Annotated in this window: 14 protein-coding genes; 4 read left to right on the top strand and 10 right to left on the bottom strand. The window is 60.7% G+C overall.

What is annotated here, in order from left to right:
• Positions 1–133: 133 nt before the first annotated feature.
• The 4 genes from IPP95_08685 to IPP95_08670 all read right to left on the bottom strand — a co-directional run bounded on the left by IPP95_08685 (position 134) and on the right by IPP95_08670 (position 3,351).
• On the bottom strand, positions 134–1,234 hold the full coding sequence (locus tag IPP95_08685) for a hypothetical protein (protein ID QQS71276.1): 1,101 nt from the start codon (positions 1,232–1,234) through the stop codon (positions 134–136).
• Positions 1,218–1,778 (bottom strand): sigma-70 family RNA polymerase sigma factor, encoded by a 561-nt coding sequence (locus tag IPP95_08680; GenBank protein ID QQS71275.1) that lies wholly within the window; start codon positions 1,776–1,778, stop codon positions 1,218–1,220. The genes IPP95_08685 and IPP95_08680 overlap by 17 nt, the downstream gene beginning before the upstream one ends.
• 133 nt (positions 1,779–1,911) lie before the next feature.
• Positions 1,912–2,631 (bottom strand): TonB-dependent receptor, encoded by a 720-nt coding sequence (locus IPP95_08675; GenBank protein ID QQS71274.1) that lies wholly within the window; start codon positions 2,629–2,631, stop codon positions 1,912–1,914.
• 105 nt (positions 2,632–2,736) lie between these two features.
• Complete coding sequence (locus IPP95_08670; GenBank protein ID QQS71273.1) at positions 2,737–3,351, bottom strand: NifU family protein; 615 nt, start codon at positions 3,349–3,351, stop codon at positions 2,737–2,739.
• A 259-nt stretch (positions 3,352–3,610) separates the two neighbouring features.
• Here IPP95_08670 and IPP95_08665 point away from each other — a divergent pair, with 259 nt between their 5' ends.
• The 4 genes from IPP95_08665 to IPP95_08650 all read left to right on the top strand — a co-directional run bounded on the left by IPP95_08665 (position 3,611) and on the right by IPP95_08650 (position 7,391).
• Positions 3,611–4,018: a hypothetical protein gene (locus IPP95_08665; GenBank protein QQS71272.1), complete on the top strand. Its 408-nt coding sequence runs from the start codon at positions 3,611–3,613 to the stop codon at positions 4,016–4,018.
• Positions 4,019–4,091: 73 nt separating this feature from the next.
• Positions 4,092–6,341: a TonB-dependent receptor gene (locus tag IPP95_08660; protein QQS71271.1), complete on the top strand. Its 2,250-nt coding sequence runs from the start codon at positions 4,092–4,094 to the stop codon at positions 6,339–6,341.
• A 2-nt stretch (positions 6,342–6,343) separates the two neighbouring features.
• Positions 6,344–6,823: a heavy-metal-associated domain-containing protein gene (locus tag IPP95_08655; protein ID QQS71270.1), complete on the top strand. Its 480-nt coding sequence runs from the start codon at positions 6,344–6,346 to the stop codon at positions 6,821–6,823.
• A 4-nt stretch (positions 6,824–6,827) separates the two neighbouring features.
• Complete coding sequence (locus IPP95_08650) at positions 6,828–7,391, top strand: gamma carbonic anhydrase family protein (protein ID QQS71269.1); 564 nt, start codon at positions 6,828–6,830, stop codon at positions 7,389–7,391.
• Positions 7,392–7,507: 116 nt separating this feature from the next.
• Here the strand turns inward: IPP95_08650 and murI are convergent, their stop codons facing one another.
• The 6 genes from murI to IPP95_08620 form a co-directional block, all read right to left on the bottom strand.
• The gene (gene murI / locus IPP95_08645; GenBank protein QQS71268.1) at positions 7,508–8,332 is read right to left on the bottom strand and encodes a glutamate racemase; all 825 of its coding nucleotides are present in this window, start codon (positions 8,330–8,332) and stop codon (positions 7,508–7,510) included.
• Positions 8,333–8,343: 11 nt separating this feature from the next.
• Complete coding sequence (locus IPP95_08640; GenBank protein QQS71267.1) at positions 8,344–8,853, bottom strand: OmpH family outer membrane protein; 510 nt, start codon at positions 8,851–8,853, stop codon at positions 8,344–8,346.
• 14 nt (positions 8,854–8,867) lie between these two features.
• Positions 8,868–9,569 (bottom strand): OmpH family outer membrane protein, encoded by a 702-nt coding sequence (locus IPP95_08635; GenBank protein QQS71266.1) that lies wholly within the window; start codon positions 9,567–9,569, stop codon positions 8,868–8,870.
• A gap of 30 nt (positions 9,570–9,599) precedes the next feature.
• Entirely contained in the window at positions 9,600–12,173 is a 2,574-nt protein-coding gene (bamA, locus tag IPP95_08630) for an outer membrane protein assembly factor BamA (protein QQS71265.1), read from the bottom strand.
• Positions 12,173–12,913 carry an isoprenyl transferase gene (locus IPP95_08625; protein ID QQS74229.1) on the bottom strand — a complete coding sequence of 247 codons (741 nt, stop codon included), beginning with the start codon at positions 12,911–12,913 and terminating at the stop codon, positions 12,173–12,175. Before IPP95_08625 ends, bamA begins: the two co-directional genes overlap by 1 nt.
• A 250-nt stretch (positions 12,914–13,163) precedes the next feature.
• A complete protein-coding gene (locus IPP95_08620) occupies positions 13,164–13,994 on the bottom strand; it encodes a hypothetical protein (GenBank protein QQS71264.1) in 831 nt (276 codons plus the stop codon).
• Between the last annotated feature and the right edge of the window lie 13 nt (positions 13,995–14,007).

Raw genomic sequence — 14,007 nt, 5'->3', positions numbered from 1 at the left:
TTCGAGTGCCCGACAAACCCGCGCTCAACCACCGAAGCCCACGCTCGCGTTTTTCGCGAGTGTGCCCAGCTTTTTCCGCCTCTGGCGGGCTCAAGCAACTTCCCACAAGCGAGGTGCCGCCCTAACACAACTTTCACCGCGCTTCCAACAGCGCTTTCGCTTGTGCCGCATAAAACCCGCCGCCACTTACGATCCGCTCCAGCGCTGGCCGTGCAGCCTTACCGTCCTGTCTCACCGTGGCGAGCGCCTCGTACCACAGGGATTCCTCGCGAAAGCTGTCCACGGAGTTGCTTGCAGCAGCATGCAGCAGGCGGATGCCACGCGGATACAGTCCGAGCCGATAGCAGGCCAGCCCCGCATAGAACTGCGCGTTCACATCGTCCGGGTATTGGCCGAGGAGGAAGTAGAGGTCGTCCAAGGCGGTGCGGTCGTTGCCTTTTGCCAAAGCACCCAAGGCCACGTCCAGAAAATCCAAGTAGGGTTGTGTAGGTCTTGCCGACGGGACCACCTCCGGCCGGGAAGGGTCAACGTTCGCAGGCACACCCGGTGAGCGTAGCCGAGGCCCGGCAGTCCCGTACAACTCTTCCGGATGGACCACCTTCAGGTCATGCAGAAAGACCAAGTGGCGGGAAGGCCGCGGTGCTTGGGCCTCACGCGGGGCAGCAACTCCAGGATCCCGTGCCACGGTGACCGGCTGGGCATCGATCCGTTCGATGGTTTCCCGTTCCGGCCGTGTTCCCCCGGAAGATGGGCCATGGAACCGCTCCGGCACAGAAGAAGCAGCTTGGTGTCCTGTGGCTTCGGGTACTGCTTTCGTGGGCAGCGCATCGATCTCCGCATGGACCACCAGCAAGGTGCTTTCCACCGCAGCGGGCATCGTTTGCGCAAAGTTCGGATCCTGCACAGCTACAGAAGACTTCCGTATCGGTGTGGTCGATTCATGCTTTTGCAACGTAAAAAACGTGACCACGGCTCCGATCAGTAAAACCACAGGGACGATCCCCCATTTCCAATTCAGCCCTTGAGCGGGCCGCTGCGCGTTCAAGTGGCCCAAGGCCGCAACAGCCCCAGGCTGTTGAAGGCCCTCCACCGCCTCGCGGAGCAGCGGATCGCTTTCCAGATGAAGCTCGACGGCGTGGCGCTCCCCATCTGTGAGCCTGCCTTGGGCATAGCGTTCCAGTAGCTCGCGCGAAAGCGGCGTGCTTGGCGTGAAAGGGTCAGTGCTGTGGGCCATGGCGTTCCAATGAAATGCGCAGGTTCCTCCTGCCGTTCTGAAGATGGCTGCGCACCTGTTCAAGCGGGTAGCCGGTGCGCTCGGCCACTTGCTGATAGCTGTTCCTTTCCAAATAGAACAAGCGGATGCACGCTTCCTGTCCTTCGGGCAATTGCGCGATAGCGGCTTCGAGTTCCTGTAGTGAAGCCTCGTGCAACGCGGCTTCACCACCTTGGTCTTCCTGCTCGATCAGCGCGGGATCCATGCGCACCAGCGGGTCTGCTTTCCGCAATACCATCAAGCATCGGTTCCGCATCACGGCATGCAACCATGGCCGGAATCTCTTCACCTCGTGCTTGCCGATCAGCGCGGGCAGCTCCGCGAAAAGTCCCATCACCGCGTCCTTCCCGGCCTCCACGTCCTTCAGGTACTTCATCGCCACGCCGAACAGCAAGTGCGCATACCGGTCCCAAAGCACGCCCAACGAAGAACGATCGCCAGCGCGAAGCCGGGCGACCAGTTCCTCATCGGTGAGGTTCGGAGCGGTTTTGTTGCGGAGGAACATGCCTTAGCGGCTGGTGATCGGTCACTGGTGATTGGTGAATGGTGATCAGTGACTGGTGCGGAGACTCAAGACTCAAACTTCCCTTTGTCCTCTGTGTCTCTGTGCCTCTGTGGTTTAAAACTTGACGATCCTCTCACCTCCCAGAATTCCTCTGCTGCCACAGATCAAAGTAGCTCTTCGTGTCGATCGCCACCACGCCTCCTGTCACATCGCCGTATTTCGCGGGCAGACCGCCGGTGTACACGCTCACGCTGTTGATCGCCTCCGAAGGCACGCCGGGGTTCGTGCCGGTCACTTTCACGCCGTCCACGTAGTAGGCCATCGCCCCGGCGCGTGATCCGCGGAAGTACAGCTCGTCGCTGTTCGCCGACTTGGTGACGCCGGGCGTCATGCTCGCGATCATCTTCACCGGGTCCTTCCGGACAGCATTGGTCTTGATCTGCGCGGTGGTCATCACCATGCGGCTCGGGTCGTCCGGGCGGATCAGGGGTTCCTCCCATTTGTAGCGTTCCACCACGATGGTCCCCAGCATGGAAGCCAAATGCACGTCTTTGAGCCGTACGATCAATCCGGGGTCCACGCGCACGCCGGTGATCTCCGCCGGTTGAAGGCCGATGGCTTGCACCTTCACGTCATATTCCCCTGCTGCCAACGGCTTCAGGATGAAGCGGCCCTCGGCATCCGTCTCCGTGCCGGTGACCGAGCCGCCCTGCTCGGCCCGGACGATGCCGAATTCCACCGGGTTGCCATCGGGGTCGAGCACCTTTCCGTGTATCTCTCCAAAGCCCTGTGCTGATGCCTGCGCTCCAAAACCCAAGGCCAGCAATGCGATCATCCATTTCGTGTTTGTCATCGTCGTTGCGGTTGTTGTTCCACAAGAAGATGCACGAAGTGGGGGGAATGCATAAAGGGATCCACGACTCCCGGACTCAAGACTCCCTATTGTCGGACTCGTCCCCTAAAGCTCCTCCGCCACCACTTCCTTCACCCCCGGCACCATCTGCTTCATCAGATTCTCGATGCCGCCTTTCAGCGTCACCATGCTGCTGGGGCAGCCGCTGCAGCTACCGCGTAGGGAAACAGCGAGGACGCCATCCTTGAAGGATTTGAAAGCGATGTGACCGCCGTCGCCTTCCACCGATGGACGCACATATTCCTCCAGCACGGAGATGATCATCTCATCTTCCTTGCTTGTGGGTTTGGCGTGTGATACGGCGCGTTCGTTCGCGTCGGCGAGGCTCTGTGCGGGAGCATCGGAGAGCACTATGCGGCCGTCGGAGTTGAGGTATTCCTGGATGTATTCGCGCAGCTCGATCTGCACCATGTCCCAGCCGATGCTGTCGTTCTTGGTGACCGAGAGGAAATTCCCGCTGATGAACACGCCGGTGACGAAGGGCAAGTTGAACACTTTCGCGGCGAGCGGCGATACGGCTTCGGCCTCTTCGGGCGAGGTGAATTCCATCAGGCGTCCTTCCGGTACGAGCGCGCGGTTGGTGACGAAGCGCATGGTGGCCGGGTTCGGGGTGGCCTCGGCATAGACCGAGACGGGGATACGTTTTTCGATGGATTCCATGGGGCTGCAAAGGTAGAGATCGTGCGAGAGGGGGAAGGGAAACCACAGACCGTGCTACGCCGAAGCGGCTACGCCCAGGCGAGGGCACGGAGGCACAGAGGAGCACAGGGGATGTTCTGAAAGAAAAACCGCAGATGCCGCAGATGATCCCACCCAGCGGGATGTAGGACGACCGCTTGCCGACCAGAGCCGTGGCTTACCAAGCTTTTGCACCGTTCTGCCAGAACCTTACATCCAGCAGCACGTATCTTTGCCATCCATGCATTCCTTGCGCTCACTTCGCTCGAAAGGCCTCTCGGTCTTGGCTATGCTTGTGCTCTTGCTGGGCACGGCGGCGCCCGCGTTGGCGCGCATGACCTGCACGATGGGCGGCCCCAGCATTGTAAGCTTCGGCCAAGCGGAGGAATGTTCCCCAGTGGATCATGCGCATCCTGTTACCACGGTGCAGGCTACTTGCTGCGAAGTGTTGCAGGCGCGGCCACAGCGCACGGACTTCGTTCCGGCTGCCAGTGCTTCGGTGCCGGTGCTTTTCGCCATGATCCTGCCTGCGGTGATCATTCCTGCTGAAATAGCGGCGCCTGTTGTCCGCAGTGATGCGCGTTTTTCGCGCCCGCCCCCCTTGGCGCACTCCCAGCGCTTGGCCACTACGGGCGTTTTCCTCATTTAGATCGGTCTTTTCGGTGAAGACTGCAGCAACTGCTGCGGTCTGTTTTGTTTATCACCCTAAAGACTTTTTCTGAATGAGACCCGAACAAGTGATCATCCTTTTCGCACTGTCCGTAGCGGGCAGCGCGCTCTTTGCGCAGGATAGCGTGACGGGCGTGGTGCGCACACGCGCAGCCGACAAGAGTGTCGCGCCCTTGCCCGATGCCCGCGTGGGCTGGGCCGGTGGTGCTGCCGTGATGAGCGGCCCCGACGGCCATTTTTCGCTTCCGATACCGGCCGCATGGCCCGCGACGCTCGTCACCTCCTCCTTTTCCACTACGCCGGATTCGCTTCTCCTGGATGCGCCGCCAAGCACACCATTGACCATCACCGTGGAGGGCTCCGTGCAACTCGCCGCCGCCGAGGTGAGCGAACGCCAAGCCAGCACCCGCGTGAGCCTTCAATCGCTGCAGGCCATCGAATCCATCGGTGCACGTGAGCTGAAACGTGCGGCCTGCTGCGACATCAGCGAGAGCTTCGAGACCAATGCCACGGTGGACATCAACTACAGCGATGCCATCAGCGGCACCAAGACCATCCGCATGCTCGGCCTCGACGGCAAGTACGCGCAGATCAGCATGGAGAACATCCCCTTCGTACGCGGGCTTTCCTCCAATTCGGGGCTCACGCTGATCCCCGGTCCGTGGATCCAGGCCATCAACGTGAGCAAGGGCATCGGCACGGCGGTGAACGGCCCCAATGCGATGACGGGCCAGATCGACCTCTGCCTGCTGGACCCGGCCTCCTCGCCTACGCTCTTCACAAATCTGTATGTGAACAGCCAGAGCCGTACGGAGCTGAACGTGAACGCCGCGCAGCACTTAGGCAAGGGAGGTGATAACCTACTGATGGTGCAGGGGAACCTGATGCAGCGCGAGCTGGACGACAACGGCGACGGCTTCCGGGACCAGCCGCTCACCAAGCGCTTCAACATCATGGACCGCTGGATGCAGCGCACGGAGAAGCGCACCACGCAGGTGATCCTGCGCTATGTGACCGACCTGCGCAACGGTGGACAGATGAACGATGCGCGCTTGGGCGAAAGCTCGGACGGGCGGCGCTACGGCGTCGATATCGACAACGAAATGGCGGACGTGATCGTGAAGAACGGCTGGATCCTGAACGATCCAGGCAAAAGCATCGGCATCCTCACCGCGTTCCGCAACAACACCATTTCTTCGGTCTTCGGTGACCGCAACTACCAAGGCGCGCAACGCAGCGGCTATGCGAACGTGGTGTACCAGCAACTGCTGAAAGGCAAAGACCAGATCAAGGCCGGGGCCAGCTTCCAGTTCGATGATTACGAAGAGCTCTTTCACCAACCATTGGACGAACGGCTGGACCTGGGTCGCACGGAGCGTATGCCTGGCGTCTTCGCGGAGTACACCCGCACACGGAACCGCTTTATCCTGGTGGCCGGCCTGCGCGCCGACCATAGCAGCGAATACGGTGAAGCGATCAGCCCGCGGCTGCACTTGAAGTACGACATCGCGCCGCTCACCACCATCCGCTTCTCCGTGGGCAGCGGATTCCGCAGCGCGAACCCGATCATGGAGAATGCCGCCGCCTTGGCCAGCTCGCGCCATGTGGTTTTCGACGGCCCGCTCGGCTTTGAGCGCTCGTGGAACACCGGCATTTCCCTGTTGCACAAGTTCAAGTGGTTCGGCAAGAAATGGAGCCTTGGGCTGGATGCCTATCGCTCGGATTTCACGGACCAGGTGGTGGCCGACATGGACCGCGATCCGCAGATCTTGGCCTTTTACATGCTGAACGGGCCGAGCTATGCCAACAGCGCGCTCGTGGACGTACATGTGCAATTGAGCAAGCAGTGGGAGATGAAGGCGAGCTACCGCTATTACGACGCTGAGACCACGTACGACGGCGTGCTCCGTGAACGTCCGCTGGTTCCTTCGCACCGCGGGTTGCTTGATCTCGGCTACATCGCGAAGAACGAAAAATGGCGCTTCGACATCACGTTGAACGGATTTGGTACGGCCCGGCTGCCGAGCACCGCGAGCAACCCGGAGGAATACCGCCTCGGCGACCGCTCACCGGCCTATGCCACGCTCAACGCACAGGTCACACGGGTGATGGGTGCTTGGGAACTCTACCTCGGCGGAGAGAATCTCACAGGCACGTTGCAGAACCGGCAGATCCTCGATCCCGGTGATCCGTTCGGCCCGTACTTTGACGCCTCCATGATCTGGGGCCCCACCAATACGCAGATGGCCTACTTCGGCCTGCGTTTCACCTTGAAGGAAAAAGCAAAAACACCCACACCTTGAACATGAAAAACCTACTGAAAACAGGTGCCTTCCTACTGCTGCTCGTGGCCGGACGCACCTATGCACAGGATGCCGATAATTCCAAGTTCGCCTCGGTGGATATCCATTCCAATGCCGTGTGCGACATGTGCCAGACCACCATCCAGACGGAAATGCTCTACGTGAAAGGCGTGCAGGCCGTGAAGGTGGACCTGGAAACGAACACGATCCATGTGGACTACAAAGCGAATAAGACGGACCCGGACAAGCTGCGACAAGCGATCTCGAAGCTGGGCTATATGGCTGATAGCGTGATGCCCGATCCGGAGGCCCGCAAAGCATTACCTGATTGTTGCCAGAAAGAAGGATGCGGCCTGCCGGGGGAGAAAAAGGAAGTTGCTGCACCAGCCGAGCAGATCACACCTACCGCCGTTGAACCGGAGGCTCCCGCAGCCCCCCCTGTACCGGAGGCCCCTGCGGAACCGACGGAACCACAACACTAAGCCGATGGCTTTAGTGCGCATATTAAATGGGATCACGCCCACGTTCGGGCGTGATCCCTTTCTCGCAGAAACCGCCGTGGTGATCGGCGACGTGGTGATGGGCGACGGCTGCAGCGTGTGGTATTGTGCGGTTGTGCGCGGGGATGTGAACTCGATCCGCATCGGCGACCGGGTGAACATCCAAGATGGCGCGGTGCTGCATTGCACCTACCAAAAGTGCGGGCTGCAGATCGGCAATGACGTGAGCATCGGGCACAACGCGATCGTCCACGGCTGCACGGTAGGGGACAAGGTGCTCATCGGCATGGGTGCGATCGTGATGGACCAAGCGGTGATCGGTACCGGTAGTGTGATCGCCGCTGGCGCCGTGGTGACACAAGGCACCGTGGTGGAACCCGGCAGCTTGATGGCCGGGGTCCCGGCGAAGCGCATCGCTGCGGTGAGCAAGGACCTTTCCGAAGGCGAGATCGAGCGGATCGCGAAGAACTACGGGATCTATGCCAGTTGGTACAAAGAAGAGGGTGGTCAGGGTGCTGAACCACGTATGAACACGGATAGGCACGGATAGAGTTCTGTAGTTCCCTCAGTGGCATCGAGAAGCGGACCCTGAGGTCTGGTGGGACTTTTTTTTTTGGACAGGATCACAGGATTTACAGGATCGGGGGTCCGCCTTGAGGCGGGGTGTTACGGCAACCGCAACGTCCCATCCTCCTCCCAAACACCTTGCTTCACCGGCGCATCTTCCATCCCGAGCCGTTCAAGCACCGAGCGGAAGGACTCCGGATCGCCGCTGGTATAACACTCCAATATCCCGGTGGCATCCAAGGGCGCGGAGAACTGGTGTTGCTCCAGCACCTTTTCCACACGCCGCGCGATCGCTTCCGAAGGCTCGATGACACGGACATCCGGCCCCGCGATCTTTTCGATCAAGGGCCGCACCAGCGGATAATGCGTGCAGCCCAGTACCAATGCATCGATGTTGCGTTCCAGCATCGGTGCGATCCAATCGCGCAAGAGCCGTTCGGTCTCCGGCCCGTCAAAGTCACCGGCGTCGATGCGCTGCGCCAGACCCGGGCAGGCCTGTCGGATCACTTCCACGCCATGCGAGAAGCGTTCCACCACGTCCGCCATGGCACGACCTTCCACGGTTGCCCGCGTGGCTAAAACGCCCACTACGCCGGTGCGCGTATGCTCCACGGCCGGTTTCACCGCTGGTTCCATGCCAATGAAGGGCACCTCGGGGAATAGCTCGCGCAAGGGACCGAGTGCGGCGCTGGAAGCCGTATTGCAGGCGATAACAACGCAGCTGCAGCCTTGGTCAAGCAGCGCCCCTGTGATGGCGGTGCTGAAGGCGAGGATCTCCTCGGAGGTACGTTCACCGTATGGCACGTGGGCGTTGTCCCCGAAATAGAGCAGGCGCTCCCGGGGGAGCGCCTGCCGAATGGCCGCAGCGACGTTGAGGCCGCCGATGCCGGAGTCGAAGATGCCGATGCGCGGGACGGTGCCCATGCGCCGACCGCTTATTGGATGCCCAGCTTGGTCTTCACCAAGGGCAGGATGTCGGTGCCCCCATCGCTATAGAGCACCATGCCGGTGCTGGTGTCGAAGATGTACGTGAAATGCCCTTCAGCCGCTACGTCCTTGATGGCCTTGTTCGTCCGGTCGATCATCGGTGCGAGCAATTCGTTCTCCTGCTTGGAGAGGTCCTCTTTAGCCTTGTCCTGCGCGTCGCTGATGCGTTGCTCCAGCTCTTGGATCTCGCGCATGGCAACCTGTTGCTCGGTCTTGGTCATGTTCTCCGCCTTGGACTGTGCGTCGGTCACCTTGTCCTGATACTCTTGGCCCATGGCCTTCAGGCGCTCGTCCAAGGTCTTGGCGAAGTCCTGCATTTTGGTTTCGGCGGCCTTGCGCTCAGGGAGCATCAGCATCAGGGCTTGGCGGTCGATATGGCCGAGCTTGGCGGTTGCCTGCGCTTGCATGGCGGTGGAGGCCGCGAGCATCACGCATAGGGTCATGATCAATTTCCTCATCTTGGTCTTGGGGTTCACTGCTTGGGTTTCATGTTGGGTTGTACACGGTCGGAGCCGCCCTTGTCCGGCGTGGTCGTCTTGCCACCCTTGCTCGGCGTGCTCATTTTTCCACCGTCATCTTCGGGGGTGGCGTTCCCGCCGTTATCGTCGTCATCGTCATTGCCGCGCAAGTTGCCGGAGTTCTTACCGTCCTTTCCGGGCCGGATGCCCAGCTTCCGCAGCACGCTGTCGCTCTTGTCGTATTTCTCGCTGGCGTAAAGCACGTTGTTTCCCACGCCGCCGATATCGAAGATGGCCACGTAGCTGGTACCGGCCACTTCTTTCACCGCGTCGAAGATGCGGTCCTGGATCGGCTGGATCAATTCCTGCCGCTTTTTGAACAGGTCGCCGCCCACGCCGAAGCGCTTCTGCTGTACGTCGCGCGCCTCCTGCTCTTTCTTGCTGATCTCTTCCTGCCGCGACTTTTTCATCTCCTCCGTCAGCAGGATCGCTTCGGCGTTGAAGGCCTCGCGCAAGCGTTTGATCTGGCCCCAGCGGTCATCGATCTCGTCCTGCCATTTCTTGCTGTTCAGGTCCAGCTCCTGTTGTGCGGCGGCATATTCGGGCATCTGCTCCAGGATGTACTTCGTGTCCACGAAGGCGATGCGCTGGGCATGGGCGGCGACCCCGGTGAGGAGGAGCGCCATGAGGGCGGTACGGAGGAGGTGTCGTGTCATGGGAAAGCCGTCGAAAATAGGCGATCGCGGTCAGAGCTCGCCAAGATCTATGCCAATAGTGAAGTGGAACTGGCTCTTGGCCATGTTGGGCTGGCCGGGCACGTCGTCGAAACGCCACCCGTAATCAAGCCCCATGGGCCCGAACATGGGCAGGAAGAGACGAAGGCCGATGCCCGCGCTGCGGTAGAGTTTGAAGGGGTTGTATCGGTCGATCGAGTCCCAGGCGTTGGCGCCTTCCACAAAGCCCAAAGCGAAGATCGTGGCCGAGGGGTTCAGGGAGACCGGGAAGCGCAGTTCGGCCGTGTATTTGTTCACGAAGAAGCTGCCGTAGGTCGATGACAGGGAGTTGTCGTCGTAACCGCGCAGCGCGATGATCTCGCGACCATCTAACTGGAAGCCGGTAAGGCCGCTGCCGCCGAGGTAGAACCGCTCAAAGGGCGAATCCCCCTTGCGTTCGGTATAGCGGCCGATAAAGCCATATCCGATGCGGCCCATCAGCACCAGGTCGTGCTTGGTCTTGCTGCGCGTGAGCTTTGTGAACCACTGGCTGGTGAATTTCCACTTGTGGAATTCGGCCAGATTGTACCGTTCGGCTGCGGGCAACAAGGTGTAATCCTTTCCGGGGCTGAAGGCCGAGAAGGGCGGGGTCGCCTTCACGGTGATGCCCGTCTCGGATCCCTGCGTGATCCAGAACGGCTCCGCGATGGAGCGCCGGGCGAAGCGGAGCTGCAGTGCATAGACGTTGCTGGTGCCGTTGCTGAAGGCGAACAACGAGTTCCAGTTCTGCAGCTTGTACTGCTGATAGCTGGCGGTGAGGTTCATGAAGAAATAGTCGTCCGGCCATTTCAGACGCTTGCCCAACCCGATGCTGCCGCCAATGATGCCCAACTGCTGGAACAACGGGTCTTCGCTGGAAACGCCATTGGTCTGCCGGGTGTAATAGCCGCCGAAGCTCAGGGAATTGGGCTTGCGGCCGCCCAACCAAGGCTCCACGAAGGAAAGACTGTAGCTCTGGTAGTAGCTGCCGTTGGTCTGCGCGCGGAGGCTCAGCGTCTGGCCATCGCCGGCGGGCAGCGGCGTCCAAGCCTTCTTGTCGAACATCTTGCGCACGCTGAAGTTGGTGAAGGAGAGCCCGAGCGATACGAGCACCCGACCACCGCCGTAGCCACCGCTGAGCTCCAGCCGGTCACTGGGCTTTTCCGCCACGGTATAGTCCAGGTCCACCAAGCCGGTGCGCGGGTCCGGCGTGGGAGTGACACCCACCTGCGCGGGGTCGAAGAAGCCCAAGCTGATGAGCTGCTGCTGCGAACGGATCACCTCGCTGCGGTCGAAGAGGTCCCCCGGTCGCGTCCGGATCTCCCGCCGGATCACATGGTCGAAGGTCTTCGTGTTCCCGTGGACCATCACGTCGCGCACACGGTATTGCTTGCCTTCGCGGATGCGCACTTCGAGGTCGATACTGTCGCCCTCCACGCGCTCGATCGGGTCCGGGTTGAAACTGAGATAGCCGCGGTCCATGTACAACGAGCTGATGTCCACGCCGCTGGGGTTCATGTAGAGGCGGCTGTCCAATTTCTTCTTGTTGTAGACGTCGCCGCGCTTGATGCCGAGCAGCTTGACCAGCGTGTCCGAACTGTATTTGGTGTTGCCCGTGAAATCGATGTTCCGGAAATAGAACCGGTTCCCCTCGTCCACGGTGATGTCGATGGCGATCTTCCTGGCGGAGACGTACCGGATGGTATCATGCGTGATGGTGGCGTTGCGGAAGCCTTTCTCGTTGTACAGGTCGATCAACTTGGCCTTGTCATCGCGGTAATCCGTGCTTTTGAATTTGCTGGATCCGAAGATGTTGTACCAGCGTTTGCGCTTGGTGCCTTTCATGGCGCGCCGCAAGCGGCGTTCGGAGAGCTGCTCCTTCGGTTCGAAGAGCTGGTACCACTTATTCTTTTGGAGTTCTTGCGAACGGACCTGGTTGAAATTGATGTTCTTGATCCGCACCCGCGGGCCTTTCTCCGCCAGCACCTGCAACCGGACGCTGTTCTCCAAGGAGGTGTCGCTGGTCTGCACGATGCGGCATTCGGCCTTCAGGAAGCCCTTCTCACGGAAGTAGTGGCGCACGGCCTGGGCCGCATTGGCCTTCACCGCCTCGTTCACCTGCTGCCCGCGCTGCATGCTGATCACCTCGCGGAGCTTGTCGCCTTCGCTGCGCGTCACCGTGCCGGCAAAGCCGTAGCTCGCCAACTGCGGGTTCTCCGTCACGATGATGTTCAGGAAAATGGTGGCGCCGCGGATCTCTGCCTCCTCGATCCGCACGTCGGTGAAGAGCCGCTGGTCCCAGATGGCCCGGATCGCCTTGCCGATCTGCTCGCCGGGAATGGTGATCTTGTCGCCCACCTTCAGGCCGCTGAAGAGTTTTACCGCATTGGGGTCTCGGGTCACGCAGCCGCTCACGGTGAGGCCCCCGATGGTGTATTCCTTCGGGTAGCCGTAGTCCATCTTTGGGACGTCGAGCTGCTGGGCCGTGCCGGAAAGGGCAAAGCCCAGTGCACAGATCAGTGTGAGGATGTGCCTGTTGGCGCGGAACATCGGAAAGGAAAGGCGCATCAAGAGGCGGGAAGTTGTTCACGGGTGAGGCCGAAGCGCCGTTCGCGGTGCTGGAAGTCGAGCACGGCCTGGAAGAGGTGCTCCTTGCGGAAATCGGGCCAGAGGACGGGGGTGAACCAGAGCTCGGCGTAAGCGATCTCCCAGAGCAAAAAATTGCTGATGCGCTGCTCACCGCTGGTGCGGATCAAGAGTTCCGGGTCGGGCAGGCCGCGTGTGCTCAGTCGTTCGTCGATCAGCTCTTCGTTCACCGCATGGGTATCGATCCGGCCTTCGCGGATGTCCGTGGCGATGCTGCGCACCATGCGCAGAATGTCCCAGCGGGCGCTGTAGCTCAGCGCGAGGGTGAGCGTGATCCGCTCGTTCTTCGCCGTGTGGTCCATGGCCTTTTGCAGGGCGGACCGGCATCCGGGCGGCAGGCTGTCCGTGTCGCCGATGGTATGCAGGCGCACGCCGTTCGCATGCAGCTCCTCCACCTCGCTGGTCAGGGTGTTCACCAGCAGTTCCATCAAAGCGTCCACCTCGGCTTTCGGTCGGCTCCAGTTCTCGGTGCTGAAGGCGTACAGCGTCAGGAATTTTATGCCGATCTCCGTCGCGGCTGTCAGGGTCTCACGGATCGGCCGCACCCCGTTCAGGTGGCCGCTGATCCGTTGCTCGCCTTGTTTTTCGGCCCAACGGCCATTGCCGTCCATGATCACGGCCACGTGCGCGGGCACGCGTGCAGGGTCGATCTGCGCGCGCAATTGCTCCTCGATGGATGGGGTGGATTCTTTCACGGGGGTGCGAAGGTCGCCATTGGAAGCATTCCAGCGGCGGAATTCAACGGCATTGCATCCTAAACCACGTGGAATTCAGGATTTTTCAAAACCAGAGGGCAGCCGATGACCCGATCAGCCGACCCAAGAACGAATGTCATTCCGGGCTTGACCCGGGATCGCGCACGTGTGGAGCGATGGATATTCCGAGCACCGGTTCTCATATTCCTCCTCCCCATCAGCGCTTCATCTTGTCCCAAATGGCATCACACTCGGTAAAGCGCGTCAGCAGCAAGGAAACGGTGATGCCGCTGTACTGGTACCAATCGCGGGTCTGGCTGTCGCCACGCGACCGGCCGACGTTGTATCCGGTGCTGCGTAAGGTGCTGGGGTCTGCCAGCACCGCGGTAAGAGGCCCGGCCTGCTCGGAAAGTGCTGCATTGTCGGTATAAGCACCGCTCACATCGTCCAAATAGTCCGTGTAGGTGCGCCGCAGGCCCCATTCCAGCTGCACGTCCACCTTCTTGGTGATGGCGAGCTTGATCCCCACACCAAAGGGAATGCAGATCTGGTTGAGGCTGTATCCCTTTCCGCCGCCGATGGTCTGCCCCTCGGTGCCCAAGGGTTGCAGGTCGTACCAGGTGTCGTCCAGCAGGTTCTGCGGATTGAAATGGAAGTAGGCCAGGCCGCCGAAGATGAAGGGCGTCCAGTTGCGGCTGTCCTTGGAGATGCCGCGGTACTTGAAAAAGTTGATCTCCAGCAGCGCCGAAGCCTCGAAGATCACGCTGCGGAAACCCAGGCCGCGCAAGCGTTGCAGCGGGTCCGGGGATTCGCTGTCGTAGGCCTCCACCTTCCCGTATAGCCCTTGCAAACGCACGGCATAGTGCTGGTTAAAATTGTAGCGGTACATCAGCCCGCCCGCCAAGTGCGTGTGCTGCGGATAGTGCCGGGTGGGGTTAATGTCGCCGATGTAGAAGGTGGTGCCCCCGGTGATGCCCAGTTCGCTCACCTGCGCTTGCGACGAAGTGGCGAGAACGAGCAGCAGAAAAAGGGTGCAGATCCTGGACATCGGGTGGAACAAC

This window comes from Flavobacteriales bacterium (assembly GCA_016700415.1).
GTDB lineage: Bacteria > Bacteroidota > Bacteroidia > Flavobacteriales_F > PHOS-HE28 > PHOS-HE28.
Note: the sequence above shows the minus strand (reverse complement) of the source record. Positions and strands in the feature narration are given on the sequence as shown.

What these genes read in the sequence shown, in the direction of transcription:
- IPP95_08685 (QQS71276.1), bottom strand. Translation starts at nt 1,234, where the DNA reads ATGGCCCACAGCACTGACCCTTTCACGCCAAGCACGCCGCTTTCGCGC.
- IPP95_08680 (QQS71275.1), bottom strand. Translation starts at nt 1,778, where the DNA reads ATGTTCCTCCGCAACAAAACCGCTCCGAACCTCACCGATGAGGAACTG.
- IPP95_08675 (QQS71274.1), bottom strand. Translation starts at nt 2,631, where the DNA reads ATGACAAACACGAAATGGATGATCGCATTGCTGGCCTTGGGTTTTGGA.
- IPP95_08670 (QQS71273.1), bottom strand. Translation starts at nt 3,351, where the DNA reads ATGGAATCCATCGAAAAACGTATCCCCGTCTCGGTCTATGCCGAGGCC.
- IPP95_08665 (QQS71272.1), top strand. Translation starts at nt 3,611, where the DNA reads ATGCATTCCTTGCGCTCACTTCGCTCGAAAGGCCTCTCGGTCTTGGCT.
- IPP95_08660 (QQS71271.1), top strand. Translation starts at nt 4,092, where the DNA reads ATGAGACCCGAACAAGTGATCATCCTTTTCGCACTGTCCGTAGCGGGC.
- IPP95_08655 (QQS71270.1), top strand. Translation starts at nt 6,344, where the DNA reads ATGAAAAACCTACTGAAAACAGGTGCCTTCCTACTGCTGCTCGTGGCC.
- IPP95_08650 (QQS71269.1), top strand. Translation starts at nt 6,828, where the DNA reads ATGGCTTTAGTGCGCATATTAAATGGGATCACGCCCACGTTCGGGCGT.
- murI (QQS71268.1), bottom strand. Translation starts at nt 8,332, where the DNA reads ATGGGCACCGTCCCGCGCATCGGCATCTTCGACTCCGGCATCGGCGGC.
- IPP95_08640 (QQS71267.1), bottom strand. Translation starts at nt 8,853, where the DNA reads ATGAGGAAATTGATCATGACCCTATGCGTGATGCTCGCGGCCTCCACC.
- IPP95_08635 (QQS71266.1), bottom strand. Translation starts at nt 9,569, where the DNA reads ATGACACGACACCTCCTCCGTACCGCCCTCATGGCGCTCCTCCTCACC.
- bamA (QQS71265.1), bottom strand. Translation starts at nt 12,173, where the DNA reads ATGCGCCTTTCCTTTCCGATGTTCCGCGCCAACAGGCACATCCTCACA.
- IPP95_08620 (QQS71264.1), bottom strand. Translation starts at nt 13,994, where the DNA reads ATGTCCAGGATCTGCACCCTTTTTCTGCTGCTCGTTCTCGCCACTTCG.